Consider the following 24,382-nt stretch of genomic DNA (forward strand, 5'->3'; position numbering starts at 1 on the left):
TTTTTTTACTACTTATTATTTACATTTATTAGCTCAGCTTCAATTCTTCTATTTAAAGCTCTTCCTTCTTCTGTACTATTATCAGCAATTGGCTCATCAAAACCTTTTCCTTGAGCTTCTATTCTAGATTCTTTTACACCTTTAGAGATTAAATAACTTTTAATAGCATTTGCTCTTTGTTCAGATAAACTTTTATTATAAACAATAGAACTATTTTCATTCTCTTTACTTGCATGCCCAGTTATCATTGTATTAAACTCTTTATTATCAATTAAAAATTTAGCAAAAGCCTCTACTTTTTCTTTTGTTTTATCTTTTATTTTTGAAGAGTTATTTTCAAATAATACTTCCAAATTTATTTTATTTGTACAACCATCTTTATCTACAGTATATCCTGATGCTGTATTTGGACATTTGTCTAATTCATTTCTAACACCATCATTATCATCATCAAGAATAATTTCTTCTTTAACTTTTGGAATATATAGTGCAATTGCTACAACATTATTAATATCATGTTTATCTGTTTCTAAAAATAGATTATCATAATTAACTCTTGACTGAGGAACAATTATTTTTTCACTTACATTATTATCAACCAATAGTTTTGTAATTGTTTTTGAATAATCTAAGGCTTGATTGTAACTTGTTTCATCATCTTTCATATTTTGAGTATGACCTATTACTGTAACAGTGATATCGTCTCTTTTATATGAATTTATCTTTTCAGCTATTTGTTTTATATTGTTATTATCTATATCAAAACTATTCATATCTATAAAATCAAATCTTTTAATTAATTCAAAATCATCATACATTAAATGTTTATCAAGTTGTGTTGATTCTACATTTTTATTTGCCGCTACATTGAATTCATAATCATATAAACCTAATTTCTCATCTTTTTTTGGACTCTGAGCACTATATTTAGGAACAGGATTTAGATAAGTATTTACTTCTGGCTCAAACTTATTTTTCCCATCTGGTAAAGCACACCCTTTGTCATCTACTAATACACCAAATGTACTATTAGGACAAGCATCTTTTGTATTAGGTACTCCATCAAAATCTGAATCAGCTTCTTGTTGTACACATCCTGTAGGTTTAATATTTCCATTAGATGTTGAGTTATCACAAATATCTAAAGAATCAACAATTCCATCATTATCAATATCTAATTTTACAGGCAATTTATCTTCAACAATTTCAAAAGGTTTTTGTGTAGGATAAATAATGTTTTCATACTCTTTTTCATCTAATACTGAACTTACTAATAATCCCATTGCATCTAAAATTCTAAATTGAGCAAAAAGTTTATCTGTTTGAGCATTAATAATTTGTGATTTAGAGTTTATTAAATCATTTTGAGCTGATAATAAATCTAATAAAGTTCTTCTTCCCATTTCATATTCACTTTGATAACTAGCCAAAGTTTCTTCACTATATTCATAATATTTATATAGTTTTTCAAGTTGATCTGTTAACATTTCATAAGCAGACCAAGATAGTTCTAAACTCTCTATTGTTTGTCTTTTTAGATCTCTTTGAATCTCTACTTCTTTATTTATAGAACTTCTGCTTTTTTGAATATCTGCTTCATGTGCTCCACCTTTATAAAGATTCCAATTTAATGTGATATATCCTCTAGTTCTGTCATCAGGACTATCAAAACTATTTCTTTTATCTACATCATTATAAACTTGCTCTATCTCTAAATCAATTTTAGGATAGTATTTACTTTTCTTTTCTTTATAAAGACTTTGTGCACCTTTAATATTATAATTACTTACAAGAATTGAAGGATTATTTCTAATAGCTACCATAGTTGCTCTTTCTAAGCTCTCTGGCATAGATAGATTTAGTTTTGGTAAAGAAAGCTCTGAAATATTAACTTTTCTACCTAAAAGTCTTTTAAATCTAAACCCTTTATCAATCATATTGTTTTGTTGAACAACTAAATTAGACTCTGCAAGAGCTAAAGAAGATCTAATTTTTGTCATTTCAGATTTTGTAGTTAAACCACTATTAAATAAAGATTGTACATCTTCATAAATTTTTTCATTTACTCTTACATTATCTTTTGCATTTTGCAATAACCTATAACTTCTAATAGAATCTAAATATGAACCTACCATTTGAAATGCAATATCATTAGCATTTTCTACATAATGGTGAGCTGCTGCTAAGATTCTAGATTTTTGATAGTCTATTTTATTTGTTGTACTAAATCCATTAAAGATATTTTGAGTTAGTTTTAAAGACTGAGTATAATGATTGTAAGTTTTATCTTCTACAGTATTTCTATACTTATCATCATCAGTATAATCTTTATATTCACCGGCATTGTTTCTTCCAAATGAAGCTGAATAATCCAAAGAAGGAAGCCATTCAGATTTTGCAATATTTAAATCTTGTTGTACCTCTCTTAAGTTTTTTAATCTTTCTTTAACAACTGGATTTGTGTTTAAAGCTTCTTCTATACTTTTTTCTAAAGTAAGTGCATTTAAATTTACACCTATTAACAAAAGACCACTAGCAGCGATACTTAACAAAGGTTTTTTCATCTTAATTCCTTAAAATTAAATTATTTTAAAGAATTGTATAAATAAGAAGTATCAAAGAAGTATCAAAAAGAGTTAATTTAATAATTTTTTTTTAATTTATATTATATTTATTTTATAGCCTTCATTAAAAACATTCTGAATTAAATCCTCTGGTATTTTTTTTCTTATTCTTCTTATGAGGTTTTTTAATGCGTTAAAACTAGCTTCTTCATTATAATCATTCCATACATGAAAAAATATATCATCATAAGAAAAAACTTTGTTAGGATGAGAAGTTAATAGTTCTAAAAGAAGCTTTTCTTTATTTGTTAACTCAATATTTTCATTATTATATGTCAACTCTTTTAACTCACTATTCCAAAATATATTTTCTGCTAATTGTAAAATCTTTATATTTTGAATACTATAAGTTACTATTTCATCAACAGCAGTTTTAAGTGCTTCTTTTAAATTTCTTCTATTTACTGGTTTTTCTAAATATTTTACTAATTTTAAAGATGTTGCTCTTAATAAAAACTCTTTATCCACATGAGCTGTTAAAATGATTGCTTTAGTTACAATATCATGTTCTCTTATCATTTCCAAAAGTTTTAGACCATCAATTTTTGGAATATTAATATCAATAATTAAAATTTCAGGTTTGAATTTATTATATAATTCTAAAGCTTCTTCCCCATCTTTTGCTTCAAGTACATCCTTAAAATTCATTTTTAGATATTCAACATAATTTTTTCTTAGTAACTCTTCATCTTCAATTACTAATATTTTATAAGGATATAAATTACTACTCATCAAACTTCTCCTTTTGGTAACTTTATAATAAAACAAATTCCTAAATTATTATTACTAGCTGTAATTGTACCATTTAAACCTTTTTCAATAATCATTTTTGAAATATATAAACCTAAACCTGTACCTTGACTCTTGTGTTTTGTTGTAAAATATGGCTCAAATATCTTCCCTAATAAATGTTCATCTACACCTTTTGCATTATCTTCAATTGAAATAATTATTTCATTTTTTATCTCTTTTACTTCTATTGAAATTAATGGTATTTCTATTTTATTTTTTATAATTGCATCTATTGAATTATTTAATATCACCAAAAATACTTGATTTAATTCATTCATATATGAATTTATATTTAAATCTTTATCAATATTTATATCTACAGCTATTTTATGTAAAGATAATCTTCCTTTAATTATTTTAAGCGTGAGTGAAAAACTTTCATATAAGTTAAACTTCTCCTTTTTCTTATCAAGCTCAAAAAAGTTTTTAAAATCATTAATTGTGTTTGACATATATTCAGTTAATTGTTCTATTTCATAAAGTTTCTTTTCTATATTTGAATCAAAACAACCTTTTTTATCAAGTATTGCATCAAGCAATAAAACCGAAGAGTTTATTTCTGCTAGTGGTTGTCTCCACTGATGAGCAATGTTTTCAATCATTTCCCCCATTTGAGCTAATTTATTTTGCTCCATTAATGTGATTTGAAATTGTGTATTTTTTTCAATCTCTTTTTTTATCTTATCTTCTAATGAATTATTCAGTTTTTCTAATTCAATTTTTGCTTTATTTAATAAATACTCATCCTCACGCTGTTTTGTGATATCGAAACCAAAATTTATAACTTCTTCAGTTGGTAGCTCTATATTTGCCCACATTGTTGCAAGTTTATTTCCATATTTGTTTAAAGGATGCCACTCTTTATAAATTCCATCTTTTTGTTGAAAAGAATGAATTACCTTTTTTCTCATATCTGGGTTTGGATAAAAAACCTCTAAAGGGTTATCCATATTTTTTATTTCTTTAAAATCATAACCAAAAACTTTTTCACATTCTTTATTCCAGAAAACTATTTTTCCGTTTTCATCAAATTGATTTAATAATATTGGTGCAATATCAAAAAGAATTCTAAATTTTTCTTCACTTTGTCTTAGTTTTTCTTCGATTATTTTTCTATTTTTTATCTCTTTTGTTAATTTTAAATTCCAATATATAAATAATATTACAATACAAGTGAAAAATATTAATAAATTTATAATCATTTGGTAATTTATAATTTCATTATAATTTAAATATGTCCATTTGTTTAAAATCTCATTTTTCTTTTTTGAATCAATAGAGGATAAAACTTTTTCCATAATTTCATTTAATATTCCCTCATCATTACGAGAGGCAATACTTAGATAACATGATTCTCTTAATTGACCTGAAATTGTTAAACCCTCTGCATATTTTTTAAAAAGCTCATGATTAATCACTATAGAGGTATCTATTAAACCAAAAACTTTCCCTTTTTTAACTTTGTTCAATCCATCAATTATTGAATCAACTTCAACAAAATTTATATATGGATATTTGTTTTTTAAGATTTCAAATATTGAATAGTTTTTAACAATAGCAATTTTTTTATTTTTTACTACTTCTAAATCATTTATAAAAGGTTTAGCTGTTTTTGTAACAATAACTAAAGGAGTAGTTATATATGGTGTTGTAAAATTTAAATATTCTTGTTTACTAGGTGTAACTTGTGCCAAAGGTAAGATATCACATTGATGTTTTTTTATTTTTTCAATACTTTCTGTCCATGTTTTAGTTGTTACTAATTCAAATGGTATCTTCAATTCATTTGAAATAATATTTATAAAATCTGCTGCTATTCCAGCATGTTTTTTATCTTTTATCATTTCTAATGGCATCCAATTTGGATCTACACACATTTTTATTTTTTGTTTATTTTTTAAATAATTTTTTTGCTCACTAGTAAGTTTCAAATTATAAGGTTCATTTACATAAACAAACTCTTTGATTGTCTCCTTACTTTGTTTAGCCATAAAATGTGATTGAGCAAAATTATCAGCAATAATTTGTAACTGTTGAATATCAATACTACCTATTGGATAAAGATTTGAAAGCATTAAATATTCTATTTGATTTGCTTCAAACATTAATGATTCTTTTGTTTTATTCTGAGTATTATATTTATTTAAAATTAGATTTATAGTTTCTTCTTTATTCTTTAAAGCATATTGCCACCCCTTAATAGAAGCTTTTTTAAACTTTTCTACCCTGGAATGATTATTTTTTACTTCATCTTTTGTTGTAAATAAATTTAAATCATAAAATTTTGTAGCAAATACTGCTGGATCAAATATATTATATTTTATCCCTAATTTATTTAATGTATATATTTCATTAGTTGAAAAAATACTAATAGCATCAACTTCTTTTTTTATAAACGAATCTAATACAAATTTTCTTGGCACATTTTTAAAATCATTTTTACTTATATTATATTTGTCAAGCATCGTTAAAATTGTTCTTTTATGAGTACTATCCAATAATCCCATAACTTTTTTGTTTTTTAACTCATTTAAAGTCTTTATATTTTCTTGAGTTACTAAAACCAATGGAGATTGTTTTAAAAAATTTGCAACCATAACAATAGGTTTATTATTAAAATAATCTACAATAATTGAAGAGAAAGATAATCCATAGTCTGCATTACCAGATATAACTTCTTGAGTAATATCCATACCTTCTTTAAACTCAATAAAATCAACATCAAGTCCAAGTTCTTTATAATAACCTTTCTCTTTTGCGATATAAAATCCCGCAAATTCAAATTGATGTTTCCATTGCAGTTGAAGTTTAATTTTTTCTAAATTCTCTGAAAAAAGTAATGATGAAACTATTAATAGATAAATAAGATATTTCAAAAATAAGCTCTCTGTTTTATAAATTTTAGAATTAGAATAGTTAAAAATAATTCAATTCTTAATTATATTACTATAAAATCATTAAAAGTTTTAAAATATACACCATGACACTTAAATTATTTTCTCTTGTCCAATTCTATATAAAGCAAAATCATACTTAATAGGATCATATGCATCAAACTCTTTTAACTTTTCAGTTACTAATAAAGCTGATTTTAAATCGTAAGTTTTTCTGTCTAATAGTCCTAATTTTTGAGAGACTTTAAAAGTGTGGGTATCAAGGGGAAGAATTAAATCTTTTTTATCTATTCCTTTCCATAAACCCAAGTCCAAATTATCTTCTCTTACCATCCATCTTAAAAACATATGCCATCTTTTATATGGGGCATTTCCTATCTCTTTTATAATTTTATTTTTATCTCTTTTTAATGGGCTTGATACTAAAAAAGTAAAACCTTGAGAGTTGTATGAGGCATACTTATTTATTATATTGATTAGAAAATCTAAACCCTCTAAAACTGAATTTTCTTTTTTATATCCTTTTAGAAAAATATCATTTAGTGAACTTTCTTGTTTCATTCTTCTAAAGGTTTTAAAGATGGTTTTTACATCTTCGCTATTTTGAAATCTATAATAAAACTTATCTAACTCTTTTTCAATTTTCTCTTCACTACATTCTAAAAGGGAAAAATCTAAACTATCTAAAAATTTTACAATTAAACTTGCTTTTCCATATCCAAAAAGAGCACAAAGCAAGATGGCATATTCATCTTTGTATCTACTTGCAACTAAAAGTGGGTCTGGTTTTTCATAACTTAATTCACAATCATTATTTCTACACTCTATCTCTTTGTCTAATAGTTCTTTTATTTTTAAGTCATTTTTATTCATTAGTTATTTATATATTCCTCAATATCTTCTTCTATTTTTTTATATGCTGTATTTGCATCTTCATAATATATTTTATCAAAGCACTCTTCGTATATCATGGAACTTGGCTCAAGATTGTTTAGTATAGCTTTGTTTGCATATTGTGACAGATAATTTACATCTATCACATTTCCACTTGTACCAATAACTACCAACAAATAACAGTTATTCAAAATTTTATACATACTTTGATATTTTGGTGCAGCTTCACCAAAAAAAACTATATTTGGTCTCATTTTTGAGCCACATTTAGTACATATAGAATTACTTCTATCTTGTGCTTCATATTTTATATTTATTATATCATCACAATTCATACATCTTAGTTCTTGAAGAAAACCATGAAGATGTAATACATCTTTACAATCTGCTTTTTCTAACAAATCATCTACATTTTGAGTAATCACTTCTATTTTATTAGGATATTTAGCTTTTAATCTTGAAATCATTTTGTGTGCATTATTTGGAAATTTATCTTTTATATCTTCTCTTCTTTTATTGTAAAAACTGATTGTATTCTCATAATTCCAGTCTAAGCACCCTGCACTACATATCTCATTTATATCATGCTCTTCCCATAAGCCATCTTTATCTCTAAATGTAGAGATGCCACTACTTGCACTAAGTCCTGCCCCACTGAAAATGACTATTTTTTTATCCATTTGAAATCCAAATTTATTGTTAATTTTGGTATTATACCAACTATTTAAAAAGGATTAGATAATGAACTTTAAAGACTTTAAAAAATTAGTTTGCGATACAAGAACAACTAGAAGATTTAAAAAAGATATTACAATTGAAAATATAGAATTAGAAGAGGTTTTAGATGCGGCAAGGGTTGTTTCAAGTGCTAAAAACATGCAACCACTAAAATATATAACAGTGACTGATAAAGACCTAGTAAAAAAGCTAGCCCAAACTTGCCAATGGGCAGCCCATCTTAAAGAATGGAATCAAAAAGAAGAAGAGCAACCAAGTGCTTTTATAATAGTATTAAATGACACGAAAATTGATGGGTTTGCTATGTTAGATTGTGGAATTGCTTTAAACAACATAATGCTAGGTTTAAAAATAAAAGGTTACTCATCTTGCCCTTTAGCTTCAATTGACAAACAGTTATGCAAAGAGCTTTTTTCTCTTGATGAGAAAATAGAACCAATGCTTGGTATCGCTATTGGAGTAGAAGATGAAACAATAAAAGTGGTTGATGTAAAACTTGATACAAATTATTATAGAGATGAAATAGATATTCATTGTGTACCAAAAAGAGATTTAAATGATGTATTAATAGGTAAATTTTAATGAAAAATATTCTAATAACAGGTTGTTCAAGTGGTATAGGTTTGGAAACAGCTAAACTATTAGATGCTTCAGGAATAAAAGTATATGCAACAGCTAGAAAACAAGAAGATGTTGAAAAGTTAAAAGAGTTAGGGTTAAAGGCTTTTTTACTTGATGTTACAAATGAAAAACATATAAAAACAATGCTTGAACAAATCTACTCAATAGATGGAAAAATAGACGCCGTTTTCAACAATGCTGGTTTTGGACAACCAGGAGCAGTGGAAGATATCACAGTACCAGTTTTAAAAGAACAGTTTGAAACAAATGTTTTTGGTATGCATGAAGTTACAAGACAAACTCTTGTATATATGAGAAAACAAGGATATGGAAAGATTATTCAGCACTCTTCTGTTTTAGGGATAATATCTTTAAAATTTAGAGGAGCATACAACTGTTCAAAATATGCCATTGAAGGACTTGCTGATACTTTAAGACTTGAATTAAGCAATACAAATATTAGTGTAAGTACAATAAATACAGGTCCTGTTACAAGTAAATTTAGAGAAAATGCACTAAAAAACTTTAGAAAAAATATTGATATAGAAAATAGTGCTTTTAGTGAAGTTTATAAAAAAGAGTTAAAAGAAAGACTAGAAAACGATAAAGATGATACACCTTTTAATCTTCCAGCTAGCTCTGTTGCAAATGTTGTTTTAAAAATACTTGAAAGTAGTAAACCTAAACCTAGATATTATGTTACAAAAGCAACTTATCTATTAGGGTTTTTAAAACGTATTTTATCAACATCACTGTTAGATAAAATACTTAATAAAATATAAGAAAGTATTTCTCCTTTCTTACTTTTCTAAATACGGTTTTCCATAAAATCTTATAACCAAGAATATAACTAACAATCCTAAAGGCAATAAAATAGTTACAGGAACTGAAAATGCTGCTGGTAGATATCCACAAAGAATAGATACTGCCCCAACAAATATTGCATAATATAACTGGGTTGAAATATGGTCCATATGATTACAAGATGAAGCCATTGATGATAAAATTGATGTATCTGAGATAGGAGAACAGTGATCACCAAATATTGCCCCTGTTAATACTGCACCAACATTTAATACTATATAATTATGTAAAGCAACATCTTCTAAACCTGTTTGAATACCAACTGCATTTGCCAAAGGTATTGTAAGTGGCATTAAAATCCCCATCGTACCATATGAAGTACCTGTAGAAAAAGAGATTATAGAACCTAAAATAAATATTACAGTTGGAAGAATAAACTGTGGAGTAGACTCAGATAATAAAGTTACTAAATAATTTGCTGTACCAACCTCTTTCATAACAGCACTTAAAGACCAAGCTAAAATCAATATAACAGCTGTGATAACTAAAGCTTTAACTCCATATACCCAAGTTTCTAAAGCTTCATGTAATGAAAATATTTTTTGTTTTAATCCCATGACAATAGCTACCAAAGATGAGAATAATGCTGCTTCAAAAATAACAACCGAAGCATCAGCTGCTCCAAATGCTTCCCTTACTGCATAAAAACTAAATGGATTAGATTCCACGGCTTTTAAAATATCACCTTCTAATGCAGAAACACCATTTAAATAAAATCCAACTATAGCAACAACAATTAAAACAAAAATAGGGACAATTGCATTATAAATAGAATATGTAACCCCTTCTTTTGGAAGCATAAAAGAGTTTTCTTGATTCATTAATGTACTGTCTGTTTTTGGATCAGTAACATGCCCTTTTGTGTGAGCTCTGTGTGCAGCTTTATACATTGGACCAAATTCTCTTAAAGTTAAAGCTGAGAAAAATACAAATGCTAGCATTAAAATATTATAAAATCTATATGGAAGAGTTTCTACAAAAATTCCAAAAGCATTTATTTCAGGTTGCCCTATTGAATCATATGCATCTTTGATTAAAGATAATTCATATCCAACCCAAGTTGAGATTAAAGCAAGCCCTGCAATAGGAGCAGCAGTAGCATCGATAATGAAAGCTAACTTTTCTCTTGCAATTTTTAATTTATCTGTTACTGGTTTCATAATTGGACCAATAACTAAAGAGTTTGCATAATCATCAAAGAAGATAAAAAATCCCATAATCCAAGTATAAAGTTGTGCTGAAGCTGGTGTCTTAGCCTTTTTTGCAAGTTTTTCTGCAATTGCTCTTGGACCACCCATTTTTGTTATAACTGCAATCATACCACCAATTGTTAGAACCTGTAAAACAATACCAGCATTCCAAGAATCAGCCAATGAACCTACCATCTTTGAAGACATATCAACAAAAGCATAATATATAGATATAAATACATTTTTCTCACTTACACTTATCATATAAGTTCCAGAGAAAATCCCTATAAACAAAGAAAAAATTACATTTCTTGTAATAAATGCTAAAACAATAGCTACTAAAGGTGGAATTAGTGTAAATACACCAAACAGTGTTGAGTTATCTTTTGTCTCACTTGCAAATGCAATTATGGGCAAAAGCATAATTAAATAAAAAGTTTTTTTTATACCTTTCACAATATTCCTTTAAAAAAAATAGCGGGAATTGTATCATAAAAGCATTTAAAAATTTCGATTAAATTATATATTTATTTTAAAGAAACTTTAATTATTGTTGTATCTCTTTTTGGTTTGTTTTACTTTGTAAGTAATCAGAAATTTGCATCAAACAAAAAGTTACAATAAATATCATAAGACCAGGAAAGAAACTAACCCACCAAGCTATATCTATAACTGCTTTACCATCACTTAGTAAACTTCCCCAAGACATTTGAGGAGGATTTACCCCTAATCCTAAAAATGATAATCCAGATTCAGCTAATATAGCCCCTCCAACTCCAAAGGTAAAAGAGATTAGAAATATTGGGGCTAAAAGTGGTGCAAAGTATTTAAATATGATTTTTGTTTTTGATACATTTGCAAGTTTTAAAACTTTTATATAAGGTCTGTTTCCAATAGCAAAACTCTCACTTCTAATTAATCTTGCCATCCCCATCCAACCGGTTATTGAGATTACAATAATCAAAACAAAAGATGAAGCTTGGATATATGAAACTAAAGCTAATAAAAGGAAAAATGTAGGAAATGTTAAAAATAAATCAATCAAAATTGTAATACTTTTATCAATCTTACCTTTAAAATAACCCGCATTTATCCCAACAAATAAGCCAATCAAAGAAGCAATTGCTGCACTTAAAAAACCTATTATAAGCGAAGTTTGTCCCCCATTTAAAACCCTAGCCAACATATCTCGCCCTAATCTATCAGTACCTAATAAATGGTTTAAAGATGGTGCTTGTAATATTTTTTCAGTATTTAACTCATATGGAGAAACCGTATAAATAAAAGGCAATAAAAACACTAATAAGATTAATATTATTAAAGTATAACTTGCCGTTTTTAACATCTTGCTACTTATTTATATAATAAGAAAGAGAACTCTTTCCAAATTTTTTTGTTTTGTTTAAAACAAATCTACCTAACTCTTCTGGCATATTCAATGTTGAAACATGTTCTAATATAACAATATAAATATTATCATTTTCAATATTTTCTATCATCTTAAATGATTTATCATAAATATCTTCCATCCCATCTCTATAATCAAAAGGTGGATCAATATATAAAATCAATTCATCAGAAGAGTTTTTTAAACTATTTAAGATTGATGGTGTTTGGATAAAAGTATCACCCATCATAGTTTGGCATTTATCTGGCTCAATATTTTTACAATTTTTTGTTAAGATTTTATATGAATTTTTATCTAATTCAACAAAATAAGCTCTTTTTGCATCACGACTAATCGCTTCAAGGCCAATACTTCCACTTCCCGCAAAACTTTCTATAAAAATTTTATCAATAATATCAAATTGAAGAACATTAAATAAAGACTCTTTTAGTCTTGCTTTTGAACTTCTTGTAACATCTAAAGAGGGTAACTCTATTACTTTCCCTTTATGTTTTCCTGCAATAATTTTTGTTGTTGGTTTATTATTCTTCATAACTCATTTCACTATTTAATTTGGCGTATTATAATAAAAAAAAGTTAAGGATTTGATTTTGAATTGATTTTGTTAATATTATATTAAGATTGAGTTTAATTTTAGTTATCTAGCTTTTATATAATTTTATTATTAAATTGAAGGAGAAATGATGAAATTTAAATTTAAAGATATGGCAACCTCTTTAGCAACACTGATTTTTTTAGTTGTTGGAATTAGTGGAGTTATGCTGTATTTTAAAATATTTAATAGTCAAGTTAAAGAATTACATGAGATTTTAGGTTTAGCTTTTGTAGCTGCTGCTATTTTACATGTTACAGCAAATTGGAAAGCTATGAAAAAATACTTTACCAAAAAAATATTTATAAGTGCTTCAATTGTTGTTGCAATAATTAGTGGAATATTTGTTTCACAAAGTTTAAATAGAGGAGATGACCCAAAAGGTATGGTTCTTAGAAGTATTATTAGTGCTCCAATTGATGCTTCTTTGAAAGTTTTAAATATAGAAAAAGATGAAGCGATGAAGAAATTACAAAATGCAAAGATGACAGGGCTTGATGGTAAAACTATTGGAGCTATTGCTAAGGCAAACGGTGATAGTCCATTTAAAGTAATAGCAATAATTTCAAGTAATTAAATTTTGTAATTAAAAAAACACCCTTTATTTGATAAAATTCCAACAAAAATTTAAAGGGTATTTTTGCCAAGAAAAAAACTTCAAAAAATATTACCAACACATGAAAAAATAAAAGAACAAAAACTATTAAAAATATTTGGTAATTTTCTAAATAAAAAGCAGATATGGAGTTTAAGTAGAAAAAAAGTTATTGGTGGAGTATTTATAGGTATTTTTGTAGCTTGCCTACCTATGCCACTTCAAATGGTTTTAGCCTCACTTTTAGCAATTATTTTTAATATGAACTTACCAATCAGTTTTGCTTTGATATTTATTAGTAATCCTATTACAATGCCTGCACTATTCTATTTTGAATACCAAATTGGAAAACTAATTATAAAACCTGAACATCCAGTTGAATTTAATTTTCATTCAATGTATGACAACTTTGAAGAGATAGCACTTTCTCTTTGGAGTGGAGCAATAGTTGTGGGATTGTTTAGTGCTGTAGTTTGTTATGTTTTAGTAAACTTTTTTTGGATATATTCAGTAAAAAAAGATAGACGAAAAATAAAAATAAGATAAGTGAGAAAATCTCACTTATACTTATGCTACTAAAATTACACTTGAAGCTTTAAAAATTCCATAAGCAATTGAACCTACAGTAAGATTTAAATCTTCAACTGCTTCGTTTGTTATAACTGCACAAATTACATTTTCACCAACTTTTAATTTTACTTCAGAATTAACTTGTCCTGATTTAATATCAACAATTTCTGCTTTAATTATATTTCTAGCTGTCGCTTTTAATTGTTCTTTTGAAATAATTACTGAAGATGATTTAACCAATGCAGACACTTCACTTCCAATATCTAAACCCAAAGAGTTAGTAGACTCTTTTGTAATTGTCGCTGAAATTATAACACTTGGAGCTACTTCAACTTTAACTTCTGACATCACTTCACCAGATTTTATGTCAATGATTTTTCCACTTAATTCATTTCTTGCGCTTGTTTTCATATTTTATCCTTTAATTAAAAAAGAATTATATTCCTAAAAAACTTAAAAATAACTATATTCATTATATATAAAAGTCGATATAGAACTACCTACATTACGACTATTATACAAGAATATACAAAATATAGATAAAGGCTAAATGTATAAAAAATAATGAATTAATTGTTTGAATTATTATAAAAAAAGAAAAAGTATATATGATTTAATTAAATCATACATACTTATAGTATTATCTAGCGTAAGAAGAGGCTCTAAGCTCTCTAATTACATTTACTTTTATTTCACCAGGATATTGAACTTTCTCTTCAATCTCTTGTGCTATTTCTGTAGCAAGTAAAATAGCTTCATCATCATTTACTAAATCAGCTTTTACTATTACTCTTACTTCTCTACCTGCATTAATTGCATAAGCATTAAGAACACCTGTTTTAGATGTAGAGATATTTTCAACCTCTTCTACTCTTTTTAAGAAGCTTTCTAGAACTTCTCTTCTAGCCCCTGGTCTTGCTGCACTTAAAGCATCAGCAGCACATACAGCAGCACTCTCTACATTTATTGGCTCTTCATGCCCATGGTGAGCATAAATTGCATTTATAACTGTATCTGGTTCATCATATCTTTTACAGATTTCGGCACCTAAATCAACATGTGAACCTGGCATGTCATGTGTTAAAGACTTACCAATATCGTGTAAAATACCTGCTCGTCTAGCTAAAATTGCATCTCCACCCATTTGAGCAGCTAATAATCCTGCTAAATTAGCAACCTCAAGTGTATGAGCTAAAGCATTTTGACCATATGAAGCTCTATATCTTAATCTACCAATAAGTTTTATCAACTCTGGATGCATAGATTTAATACCAAGTTCCATAATAACATCTTCACCCTCTTTTAAGATGTTTTTATCAAAATCACTTTTTACTTTTAGGTATATCTCTTCAATTCTTGCTGGTTGAATTCTTCCATCTTCTAAAAGCTCTTGGATTGTTCTAGTTGCAATTGCTCTTCTATAAAGATTAAAAGATGAAATAGTTATTGTGTTTGGAGTATCATCAATGATAATATCAACACCTAATAACATCTCAAGAGCTTTAATGTTTCTACCCTCTTTACCAATAATCTTACCCTTAGTTTCTTCATCACTTAATGGAAGATTATTAATAAGTCTTTCAGCAGCAAACTCACCAGCATATCTAGTAACTGCATGAGAAAGCATATTATTTACTTCTTCTTTACACTTTTGCTCTGCTAATTTATATTTTTTTCTAAATATTGAAGCGATTTTTGCTCTACTGTCCTCTTTTACTTTTTCAAGCATTAAATCTTTTGCTTCATCTTCTGTAAGTCCAGATGCATTTTCAAGCACTTTTATAGCTTGAGAAATCTTTTCTTCATAAGTTTTTTGTTGTCTTTTTAAACCCTCTTTAATTGTTGTGATTTTCTCATTTTTTTCAACAATTTGAGCTTTTTCTTCTTTTATAGCTTTTAATTCTGACTCAAGATGATGGTTTAACTCTTTCTCTTTTTTCTCAATTTGAGAAAGCAATTCATCATACTCTCTTTTTGCAGTTTTAAACTCTCTGTCATAATCTCTTTTTGCTTTTAGTTGAGCATCTTTTAAAGCCACTTCGGCTTCGTGCTCAATAACCTTTGCTTTCGCTTTTGCTTGTTCAATATATATATCAAATTTTGCTTTATTGATTTTCTTTAGAACAAAAACAGTAATTGCAACACTTAAGATTGCAACAATTACCCCAACTCCTACTAATTCCATATTCAAAACCTTAACTTGTAATTATATAATCAGCCCGAATATCGTATTTATCTGTTAGAGTTTCATTTGTTTTACAAAGTGTCAATTGAGTGAAAACAGTAATTGGTTTGTATTTCAACCTATAAAAAAACCTATCATACATTCCACGACCAAAACCAATTCTTTTGCACTCTTTATCTATGCCCACTACAGGCACTACAGCTAAGTCGATTTTTTTATTAATGCAAAAAGAGTTTTTTGGCTCTTTTATACCAAATTTTTTGGCTTCTAGTGGCAATCTATACTTTACTAATTTAAAACTATCCCCAACCATAAAAGGAACATAAACATTTTTTTGTTCCTTACGTAAATTATTTATCAAAGGAAGTACATCTACTTCCATATCCATAGGAATATATAACAAAATATTTTTTGCATCATATTTGTTTATAATTCTTTTTAATTTTTCTACTGTTTTTTTCTCTTTGCTAAACTTTAAAAAACGGCTTGTAAACTCTAATCTTTTTATACACGATTTTCTAAAATCACTTTTGTGATTTCTTTCCATATTTAAGCCTTACTTTGGTAAAATCCTTACCTTAAATTATTTTACCAGCAAGGAATTAAAATGCAGTTTAAAAAAATCGCATTTTTTATAATTTCAGTTATCTTAGTGGTTACTGGATGTGATTCAAAAAAAGACGAGAAAAAAGAAACAATAGAAAAAAAAGAGGTAAAGTTTGAAATAACTTCACAATTAATGCCAAAAATCACTATTGAAAAAACAGCAGAAGGAATTGACTTTAAAGAGTTAAAAGGTAAAGTTGTATTATTAAACTTTTTTGCAACATGGTGTCCTCCATGTAAAGCTGAAATTCCCCATTTAGTCAACTTAAAGAACAAATATAAAGACAATTTTGAGATTATTGCTATTAATATGGGTGAAAAAAATGGTGTCTTATCAGAAGATGAAAAAATTCAAAACTTTATAAAAGAATATAATATAAATTATAATGTCTCAAATCATACTAATAATTTTAAAATAGCTGAAATGATGGACAAAGTTGAGATAATTCCTACAATGTTTCTTTTTGATACAACAGGTAAAACTGTACAAAAATATGTAGGGATAGTTCCTGAAGAGATGATGGAAACAGACATAAAAAGAGCACTTAGGAAATAATATATGTTTAGTTTTTTTAAGAAAAAAGAAGAAGAACAAAATTTAGAACAACAAGAGTTAGAAGAAAATAAAGTTTTAGAAGAAGAGACCAAAGAGGAAGAATCTAAAAGTTTTTTTGGCAAAGCTTTATCAAAAACTTTTGAAAATATAAAAACTGTTGTTCCCCACAAAAAAGAGAAAATATCTTTTGATGATATTGAAGAGTTATTAATTGAAGCAGATATGGAATATGAAATCATAGAAAAAGCTATGGATGGACTTCCAGATATGATTACAAGAAAACAGTTAAGACATAGACTTGTAATGCTTTTTGAACATGCGCCTGATGTAGATTTATCAAACCTTCCAAGACCTTTTGTAAGACTTATAATTGGAGTTAATGGTGCAGGAAAAACAACTACAATTGCAAAACTTGCAAATAGAACTAAAAAAGCTGGAGAGTCGGTAATTTTAGGTGCAGGAGATACTTTTAGAGCTGCTGCAATTGAACAATTATCAACTTGGGCACAAAAACTTGATGTTCCAATTATAAAAACAAAACAAGGGCATGATGCAAGTGCAGTTGCGTACGATACTATATCTTCAGCAATGGCTAAAAATATTGATAATGTTATCATTGATACAGCTGGGCGTTTACAAACACAAACAAACTTAAGTAATGAGTTAAAAAAGATAGTAAAAGTTTGTTCTAAAGCTATGGAAAATGCACCTCATCAAAAACTAATGATTTTAGATGGAACACAAGGTAATACTGCAATTGCACAAGCCAAAGCCTTTAATGAGATGGTTGGTGTTGATGGTATTATTGTTACAAAACTTGATGGAACAGCAAAAGGTGGAGCACTTTTTTCTATTTCAAATCAATTAGAACTACCAATTTTTTATGTTGGTATTGGAGAAAGCGCTGAAGACTTAATTGAATTTAGTCCTGATAATTTCGTTGACTCGTTATTAGATGAGATATATACGGAAGAAAAATAGATTTAATGTTTAATAAAGATATATATTTCTTCAAAAGTAAAGAGCTTGAAGAAAAGATTTTAGATATTGTTAAAAACAACAAAGAGTTTATATTACATATAGAGCATGATAATAAATTTTATTGGTTAAAACGTTCTAGCAAAAGTGATTCAAGTTTAATTCATAAACTAATATACAAAACCACAAAAGCAAAAGGTTTAATGCCTGTTGTTCCAAGTGAAAAAGAAAGCGTTTTATACCATGAAGTAACAAAACTTCAAAGACTAAAAGTGAAAAATATAAATGTTCCTGAGGTTGTAGCCTGTCAAAAAGATTTTTTAGTTTTAGAAGACAAAGGTGTTAACTTAAGAAAATATATAAGACATACCCAACTTGAAACCTCAACAGTAGAAGAACTTATTAAAAAAACTGTAAATGTATTAGCTCAAATTCATAATGCAAATGAGTACCACGCGGGTTCTCAAATTAAAAACTATACCTTACAAGATGATTTAATCTCAGCTATTGATTTTGAAGATAAGTTTTCAAATGATATTAGCCTACATGATATACAGTTTAGAGATTTTTTTCTTTTTCTAGTTTCATTAAGTGATTTAAAAAAAGAGTTAGATTACAAAGAGATTATTAATATATATAAGAAACTAACAAAAAATGAAACAATCGATAAAGAGTTAAAAGTTGTAGCAAATAAATTTAACTTTTTAGCAAATATAATTGAAACTAAGTTTATTTATAATAAAGTTAGTAGAGATGTTATAAATAATTATAAACTTATTAGAACACTTCAAGAGTTATAAATATAAAATTTATCCATTTTGTGATAAATTTTATAATAAATTAAAATGGATTTATATTGAAAATATTTGATTCTAAAATTAACCGTTATATCTTTTTAGTATTAGTTATTACAGCTATTATACTCTCTTTTATTTTCTATAAATTAACACAAATTGATAAAAATGATAATCTATTATCGCAACTTGAAAATGGACTAACTACAACAAGATACTTATTTGAAGAACAAAAAAGATATGCTTTATCTTTATCTTTATTATTATCTCAAGATCAAGAATTAAAAAATAGTTTTCTAAAAAAAGATAGAAGGCAAAGTTTTATAATAGTAAATAAAAAAATCAATCTTCTTAAAAAACTTCAAAACAGTAGTTTTGATGTACAAATACATAATAAAGATTTAACAACATATATTAGAAGCTGGGATTTTACTAAAAAAGATATTCCCCTTGAATCTTTTAGACAGGGTTTAGTGAAAGTTGCAAAAGAAAATAAACCTTTAGTCTCTATAGAATTGGGAAAACGTTTAAATATAAAAGCTATCTCCCCTATTTTTAATAATAATGAACAGATTGGTTCAATTGAGGTAATTATAGGTTTTGATTATTTAGAAAATGAATTAAAACAAAAAGGGTATGAAACCTTTATTCTTTTGGAAAATAGTTATCTAAACATAGCTGATACTTTAATAGAAAATAAAAAAATTCAAAACTATACTTTGGTAAATGATAATAAAAATAATATCAGCTCTTTAGAAAAATTTAATTTAGAAAAATTAAAAGATTATGGTTATTTCACAAGTGAAAAAAAAGCATTTAGCTATTTTTCCATCTATTCTTTAAATAGGGAAAAACTAGGATATATAATAATTGCTTTATCAAATGATGATAATATAATTATAGATAACTCTTATGAGAAAAAAAGAGTAATAAACAACAGCGGGATTATAATAGAATGAATATACTTTTGTTAGAAGATGATTATGATTATAAAAACAGTATTAAAGAATACTTAGAAACATTAAATTATCAAGTTGATGATTTTGATAATGGAACTGAAGCCTTTGATGCAATATATGAAAAAAACTATCACCTCTTGATTTTAGATATAAGAGTTCCTGGTCTTAATGGTTATGAAATAGTAAAAAGCCTAAGGGAAGATAAAAACAATATCCCAGTTATTTTTATAACCTCTTTAACAGATATAAATAATCTTAGTATGGGATATGAATTAGGATGTAATGATTATATAAAAAAACCTTTTTCCCCAAAAGAATTAAAATACAGAGTTGAGCAACTTATAAAATCTTTTTATTTTACGCTAAATGAAAATAGATTAAAAATAAATGAAGATTTTTCTTATGATATCTCTACTATGCAATTGTATAAAAATGAACAATTAGTAAACTTAACAAAAAAAGAATTAGAGATAGTTTTTTTACTTATTACAAATAAAAACAGCTATGTAAGTATAGAACAACTTAGATGTGAAGTTTGGAATGAAAAATATATGAATGAGGCAGATATTAGAGTTTTTATTAAAAATATTAGAGATAAAACTTCAAAAGATTTAATAGAAACCAAACGTGGTATAGGATATAAAATTGCAAGAGTTAGTTAGTAAAAACCATTTAACAAAACTCTCCCTTGCTTATACTTTTTTAATCATTATATTAATTTGTATACCTGCATACTTTTATATGCAAAGTGAGATTCAAAGCTATAAATATAATCAAAAAGCCCAGTTAGAATATCAAGGTTTAAATATTCAAAGGGCAATTTACGATTTCAATAACTCAAAGAATGATATATTTTATTTTCCTAAATCTTTTAGTTATGATGCTTATTTGTATGACAAAAACAATAATCTAATCTACTCAACTATGAATAAAAACTTAGATAATAAAGATACTATTTCAAAAAAATATATTTTAAATACAAATAGATTAAATGCCCACTCTTTAGTTTTAATAAAAGAATTAAACTTAAATGAGATATATTTAAAAATATCAATCCTTACAATATCTATTGGTCTTTTTATATTTATTAGTGCTTATATAATATTAAAACAAACAATCACTCCATACAAAAAAGCAAATAAATATCTAGATAGATTTTTCAATGATGCAATGCACGAAATAAAAACCCCTTTGGGTGTTTTACAATTAAATCTTGAATTACTTGAGGAGAAAGATAAAAATTCAAATGAAGTCAAAAGATCTCTAAATGCAGTAAAATCACTTCTTTTAACATATGAAGATATAGAATACTTAATAAAACAAAAAAGGGTAGCCTATTCAAAAGAGATTGTAGATTTTAGTATATTTTTAAAACATAGAATTGAGATGTTTGAAAGTTTAGCTTTTTCAAAAAAAATCCAAATTGAACAAAATATAGAAGATAATATAAATATTGAAATAAATAGAATTGAACTACAAAGAATAATTGATAATACAATCTCAAATGCAATTAAATATTCAAATGAGAGTTCCAAAGTTATTATAAAACTATACAAAAATGAAAATATCTATTTTAGTGTGGAAGATTTTGGTATAGGTATAACAGATACAGAAAAAATATTTAATAGATACCATAGAGAAGAGAGTATCAAGGGTGGTTTTGGTATTGGTTTAAATATAGTAAAAAATATCTGCAAAAAAAACTTTATAGAGATAGATGTTGAATCTGAAAAAGACAAAGGTTCAAAGTTTACATATTCAATATCTTAATTAAAACTTAATTTATATATCTAAAAAACAACTTTTAATTTATATTCAATTGTTACAATAATAAAAATTAAAAGGAGAAGTCATGAAAAAGTTAATTCTTTTTTTAGGTCTAGCAACACTAGTTTTTGGTTTGGAGTATAAAGCACCTGCTAATTACCCAACAGGAGAAGTAGGAAAATTAGTTAAACTTGGAGAGGATATTGTAAATAATACAGATACTCATCCATTGACAAAAGATTTAGTTGGAAATAAACTACAATGTAAAAGCTGTCACTTAAAAGGTGCAGATGGAAAAGTTGGAACAGGAGAAGGAATCTCTAGTTGGATTGGAACAGCTGCTGCTTTCCCTGCATGGTCAAAAAGAGAAAAAACAGTTCAATCTTTACAAGATAGATCAAATAACTGTTTTATGAGAAGTATGAATGGTAAAAGACCAATTATTGATACTGAAGCAAGTATGGCTATTGCTGCATATATCACTTGGTTATCAGAGGGAACTACTATTAAAATGAATGAAAAAGGTCCTTGGAGTGAACATAATACAAAACTATATCCTAAAGCTGTAAAACACTTCAAAGCTATTCAGAAAAAAGCTACACATGAAAACTATGTAGCAGGTAAAGATGTATATGCAAAAAGATGTGCTTCATGTCATGGAATAAATGGTGCAGGTATCCCTGGTGCATTCCCTCCATTATGGGGAAAAGATGCAGATGGTAAATGGTTAGCTTATAACACAGGTGCTGGTATGAGTAAACTTGATAAAGCTGCAGCATGGGTTAAATCAAATATGCCTTTAGGTCAAGGTGGAAGCTTAAGTGATCAAGAAGTTGCAGATGTTGTTTTATATATGAATGCACAAGAAAGAGCAGACTTTGATTTACAAAAAGGTTTATTACCAAAAGAAGAAATGGGTTATTATAACTCAAAAGTTTTAGAAGAAAAACATAGTGTAGAATCTAACTTTAAAGCATTAGGATTAGATTTACAAACAATCAAAAATGGTAAATAGTAAGCATTAGCTTACTATTTACACCCCTAAAAATGACCCTATTTTTCTAAAATAACTTTCGATATTTTCAAAAGAATGATTTCCACCCTCTTCTATTATAAGTTCACTTTCATTTAATTTATCAGCAGCTTCACTATAATCTAAAACTTCATCTTCAGTTTGAAGAAGTGTTAAAAAATTTTCTTGATTTTCTATTTGTGTAACTTCTATAGCTTTTAAAGAATCAATATGCTCTTTAGTTACCTCAAAAGAGCTACCATCATAATAATTCATAGCCATTCCAATCTTATCAAGAGTTTTATATGGATACACAGCAGGGTTTATTAAAACAGCTTTCAAATTATATTTATTAGCTAAATAGATTGAATAAAATCCCCCTAAAGATGACCCAACTAAAGCTACCTTTTCATCTTTGTTTAAAAAAGCTTCAATTATTTGCTCCAAAGTATCAATTGCCAAATTAGGAACATAAGATAAAGAAGGTGTAATAACCTCATCTTCAAAATATTCCCTAAAAAGTGAAGCTTTCCCACCAAAACCACTACTTCCAAATCCATGTATATATATAATCATATTTCCTCTTTTTTATTAAATTCCCTTAAAGCCTTTCTAGAAGCTTTATCTACAAGATTAAATAAATTATCAATTTCATCTTTTAAAACTGATTTTTTATGCCCTTTAACTTTTATAAATTCTAAATCCAAATTATCATATTTTAAATAAAATTTTTTATATAAAACTGTGTTATTAACCATCTTACCTGTACTGGTTAAATAATTATTCTTTTCTAACTTTTCTCTTCTATCTAAAAGTTTTAAAATATTTTGACAGTCAGTATATACATATACTTTTATATTCACTAACTCTTTTTCTTCTAAAGCCCAAAGTAAAACTTCCATTTCTAGTTTAGTAGAAGAAGTTTCAAGAAATTTTTTTATTTCTATATCTTGTTTATCTTTGTTTTCATCATAAATAAAATATGATCCAAAACCTATTTTTGTTTTTGGATTAACACTTCCATCACAAAATAATTTTATATTTTTCATATTTTAGATTATAGTTTTATTTCTAATTTGAGATTTTTTTGCACAAGTTAACTGATATTCAACCATTTCATCAAATGGCTTTAAAAAATTTTCAAATTGAGATTCATTTATATTTTCTATTTTTTGGTTGTTAAGTAACTTTAATACGCAAAAAACAGATTCAATAGTTGATAAACAATATAGATTTGGTTGTGTTTTGATTTTAAAATTTGACTCTTGTGTATATTTAAAACTAACCTTTGGCAAAGAAGCTATATTTTTACTTAGCCTAATCATCTTTTTAGAACAAGGCCAAGTTGAATCAATAATAAAAATCACATTCTCTTTACTATCTTTAGGTAACTCTTGTGAATTTAATTCTATACTATTTTCCCCTGGATAAAGAACATAGGAATTAATATTTGGATTATCAATTATCTCATTAATTTTTTCATGATTTGAAAAATCAATACCAATATATATTTGTGAATTTTTTAAAGAAAGATTTGTAAAGTGTCCTGTTCCATTTTTTGTTTTTCTATACTCTTTTGGATGCATCAATATTATAAATCTAGTTTTTGTATCAATACTATTTATATGTTTACACATACAACTAGTTTTTGGTCTATAACATTTAAAGCAAACATCCCTTTGTATCAATACACATCCTAAAATTTAATTTTTTAGAATTTTATTAGTTTAATGCTTAAATCAT

25 protein-coding genes are annotated in these 24,382 nt (G+C 26.7%); 11 read left to right on the forward strand and 14 right to left on the reverse strand.

The window, feature by feature from the left end; genetic code table 11:
• Positions 1 to 8: 8 nt before the first annotated feature.
• The 5 genes from ACKU3H_RS13515 to ACKU3H_RS13535 form a co-directional block, all read right to left on the reverse strand.
• On the reverse strand, positions 9 to 2,564 hold the full coding sequence (locus ACKU3H_RS13515; RefSeq protein ID WP_320034397.1) for a TolC family outer membrane protein: 2,556 nt from the start codon (positions 2,562 to 2,564) through the stop codon (positions 9 to 11).
• Positions 2,565 to 2,660: 96 nt separating this feature from the next.
• The gene (locus ACKU3H_RS13520; protein ID WP_320034398.1) at positions 2,661 to 3,356 is read right to left on the reverse strand and encodes a response regulator; all 696 of its coding nucleotides are present in this window, start codon (positions 3,354 to 3,356) and stop codon (positions 2,661 to 2,663) included.
• Positions 3,356 to 6,292, reverse strand: coding sequence for an ABC transporter substrate-binding protein (locus ACKU3H_RS13525; protein ID WP_320034399.1), 2,937 nt, complete (start codon positions 6,290 to 6,292; stop codon positions 3,356 to 3,358). The genes ACKU3H_RS13520 and ACKU3H_RS13525 overlap by 1 nt, the downstream gene beginning before the upstream one ends.
• A 111-nt stretch (positions 6,293 to 6,403) precedes the next feature.
• Positions 6,404 to 7,183, reverse strand: coding sequence for a TIGR02757 family protein (locus ACKU3H_RS13530; RefSeq protein ID WP_320034400.1), 780 nt, complete (start codon positions 7,181 to 7,183; stop codon positions 6,404 to 6,406).
• The gene (locus tag ACKU3H_RS13535) at positions 7,183 to 7,884 is read right to left on the reverse strand and encodes a Sir2 family NAD-dependent protein deacetylase (RefSeq protein ID WP_320034401.1); all 702 of its coding nucleotides are present in this window, start codon (positions 7,882 to 7,884) and stop codon (positions 7,183 to 7,185) included. Before ACKU3H_RS13535 ends, ACKU3H_RS13530 begins: the two co-directional genes overlap by 1 nt.
• Positions 7,885 to 7,945: 61 nt before the next feature.
• On the opposite strand from ACKU3H_RS13535, the gene ACKU3H_RS13540 reads away from it, so the two are divergent.
• Together ACKU3H_RS13540 and ACKU3H_RS13545 are read left to right on the forward strand one after the other, a co-directional pair.
• Positions 7,946 to 8,524: a nitroreductase family protein gene (locus ACKU3H_RS13540; protein ID WP_320034402.1), complete on the forward strand. Its 579-nt coding sequence runs from the start codon at positions 7,946 to 7,948 to the stop codon at positions 8,522 to 8,524.
• The gene (locus ACKU3H_RS13545) at positions 8,524 to 9,345 is read left to right on the forward strand and encodes an SDR family NAD(P)-dependent oxidoreductase (RefSeq protein ID WP_320034403.1); all 822 of its coding nucleotides are present in this window, start codon (positions 8,524 to 8,526) and stop codon (positions 9,343 to 9,345) included. Before ACKU3H_RS13540 ends, ACKU3H_RS13545 begins: the two co-directional genes overlap by 1 nt.
• A gap of 18 nt (positions 9,346 to 9,363) precedes the next feature.
• On the opposite strand, the gene ACKU3H_RS13550 is transcribed toward ACKU3H_RS13545, so the two are convergent.
• The 3 genes from ACKU3H_RS13550 to rsmD form a co-directional block, all read right to left on the reverse strand.
• On the reverse strand, positions 9,364 to 11,040 hold the full coding sequence (locus tag ACKU3H_RS13550; RefSeq protein WP_407933691.1) for a Na+/H+ antiporter NhaC family protein: 1,677 nt from the start codon (positions 11,038 to 11,040) through the stop codon (positions 9,364 to 9,366).
• 124 nt (positions 11,041 to 11,164) lie between these two features.
• Entirely contained in the window at positions 11,165 to 11,962 is a 798-nt protein-coding gene (locus ACKU3H_RS13555; protein ID WP_320034404.1) for an ABC transporter permease, read from the reverse strand.
• Positions 11,963 to 11,966: 4 nt separating this feature from the next.
• Positions 11,967 to 12,557: a 16S rRNA (guanine(966)-N(2))-methyltransferase RsmD gene (gene rsmD, locus ACKU3H_RS13560; RefSeq protein ID WP_320034405.1), complete on the reverse strand. Its 591-nt coding sequence runs from the start codon at positions 12,555 to 12,557 to the stop codon at positions 11,967 to 11,969.
• 151 nt (positions 12,558 to 12,708) lie between these two features.
• Between rsmD and ACKU3H_RS13565 the strand changes: the two genes are divergently transcribed.
• The gene (locus tag ACKU3H_RS13565; protein WP_320034406.1) at positions 12,709 to 13,194 is read left to right on the forward strand and encodes a DUF4405 domain-containing protein; all 486 of its coding nucleotides are present in this window, start codon (positions 12,709 to 12,711) and stop codon (positions 13,192 to 13,194) included.
• A 63-nt stretch (positions 13,195 to 13,257) separates the two neighbouring features.
• The gene (locus ACKU3H_RS13570; protein WP_320034407.1) at positions 13,258 to 13,758 is read left to right on the forward strand and encodes a DUF2062 domain-containing protein; all 501 of its coding nucleotides are present in this window, start codon (positions 13,258 to 13,260) and stop codon (positions 13,756 to 13,758) included.
• A 21-nt stretch (positions 13,759 to 13,779) separates the two neighbouring features.
• Here ACKU3H_RS13570 and ACKU3H_RS13575 read toward each other — a convergent pair whose 3' ends face one another.
• The 3 genes from ACKU3H_RS13575 to ACKU3H_RS13585 all read right to left on the reverse strand — a co-directional run bounded on the left by ACKU3H_RS13575 (position 13,780) and on the right by ACKU3H_RS13585 (position 16,514).
• Positions 13,780 to 14,193 carry a TOBE domain-containing protein gene (locus tag ACKU3H_RS13575; RefSeq protein ID WP_320034408.1) on the reverse strand — a complete coding sequence of 138 codons (414 nt, stop codon included), beginning with the start codon at positions 14,191 to 14,193 and terminating at the stop codon, positions 13,780 to 13,782.
• A 229-nt stretch (positions 14,194 to 14,422) separates the two neighbouring features.
• Positions 14,423 to 15,967: a ribonuclease Y gene (gene rny, locus ACKU3H_RS13580; protein ID WP_320034409.1), complete on the reverse strand. Its 1,545-nt coding sequence runs from the start codon at positions 15,965 to 15,967 to the stop codon at positions 14,423 to 14,425.
• 10 nt (positions 15,968 to 15,977) lie between these two features.
• Complete coding sequence (locus ACKU3H_RS13585; protein WP_320034410.1) at positions 15,978 to 16,514, reverse strand: 5-formyltetrahydrofolate cyclo-ligase; 537 nt, start codon at positions 16,512 to 16,514, stop codon at positions 15,978 to 15,980.
• Positions 16,515 to 16,574: 60 nt separating this feature from the next.
• On the opposite strand from ACKU3H_RS13585, the gene ACKU3H_RS13590 reads away from it, so the two are divergent.
• The 7 genes from ACKU3H_RS13590 (at position 16,575) to ACKU3H_RS13620 (ending at position 22,642) form a co-directional block, all read left to right on the forward strand.
• On the forward strand, positions 16,575 to 17,129 hold the full coding sequence (locus ACKU3H_RS13590; protein ID WP_320034411.1) for a TlpA disulfide reductase family protein: 555 nt from the start codon (positions 16,575 to 16,577) through the stop codon (positions 17,127 to 17,129).
• 3 nt (positions 17,130 to 17,132) lie between these two features.
• On the forward strand, positions 17,133 to 18,110 hold the full coding sequence (gene ftsY, locus ACKU3H_RS13595; RefSeq protein WP_320034412.1) for a signal recognition particle-docking protein FtsY: 978 nt from the start codon (positions 17,133 to 17,135) through the stop codon (positions 18,108 to 18,110).
• Between the two features lie 5 nt (positions 18,111 to 18,115).
• On the forward strand, positions 18,116 to 18,907 hold the full coding sequence (locus ACKU3H_RS13600; protein ID WP_320034413.1) for a hypothetical protein: 792 nt from the start codon (positions 18,116 to 18,118) through the stop codon (positions 18,905 to 18,907).
• A 56-nt stretch (positions 18,908 to 18,963) separates the two neighbouring features.
• Complete coding sequence (locus tag ACKU3H_RS13605) at positions 18,964 to 19,860, forward strand: cache domain-containing protein (protein WP_320034414.1); 897 nt, start codon at positions 18,964 to 18,966, stop codon at positions 19,858 to 19,860.
• Complete coding sequence (locus ACKU3H_RS13610; protein WP_320034415.1) at positions 19,857 to 20,522, forward strand: response regulator transcription factor; 666 nt, start codon at positions 19,857 to 19,859, stop codon at positions 20,520 to 20,522. Before ACKU3H_RS13605 ends, ACKU3H_RS13610 begins: the two co-directional genes overlap by 4 nt.
• On the forward strand, positions 20,506 to 21,630 hold the full coding sequence (locus ACKU3H_RS13615) for a HAMP domain-containing sensor histidine kinase (RefSeq protein ID WP_320034416.1): 1,125 nt from the start codon (positions 20,506 to 20,508) through the stop codon (positions 21,628 to 21,630). The genes ACKU3H_RS13610 and ACKU3H_RS13615 overlap by 17 nt, the downstream gene beginning before the upstream one ends.
• A gap of 82 nt (positions 21,631 to 21,712) precedes the next feature.
• Entirely contained in the window at positions 21,713 to 22,642 is a 930-nt protein-coding gene (locus tag ACKU3H_RS13620) for a c-type cytochrome (protein WP_320034417.1), read from the forward strand.
• Between the two features lie 18 nt (positions 22,643 to 22,660).
• Here the strand turns inward: ACKU3H_RS13620 and ACKU3H_RS13625 are convergent, their stop codons facing one another.
• From ACKU3H_RS13625 to ACKU3H_RS13635, 3 genes are read right to left on the reverse strand one after another with little or no spacing between them, the layout of a single operon-like run.
• Entirely contained in the window at positions 22,661 to 23,215 is a 555-nt protein-coding gene (locus tag ACKU3H_RS13625; RefSeq protein WP_320034418.1) for a YqiA/YcfP family alpha/beta fold hydrolase, read from the reverse strand.
• The gene (locus ACKU3H_RS13630) at positions 23,212 to 23,688 is read right to left on the reverse strand and encodes an RNase H family protein (RefSeq protein ID WP_320034419.1); all 477 of its coding nucleotides are present in this window, start codon (positions 23,686 to 23,688) and stop codon (positions 23,212 to 23,214) included. Before ACKU3H_RS13630 ends, ACKU3H_RS13625 begins: the two co-directional genes overlap by 4 nt.
• Positions 23,689 to 23,691: 3 nt before the next feature.
• A complete protein-coding gene (locus tag ACKU3H_RS13635; RefSeq protein WP_320034420.1) occupies positions 23,692 to 24,276 on the reverse strand; it encodes a tRNA-uridine aminocarboxypropyltransferase in 585 nt (194 codons plus the stop codon).
• Positions 24,277 to 24,382 lie beyond the last annotated feature (106 nt).

The organism is Halarcobacter sp. (genome assembly GCF_963675975.1).
Classification (GTDB): Bacteria; Campylobacterota; Campylobacteria; order Campylobacterales; family Arcobacteraceae; genus Halarcobacter.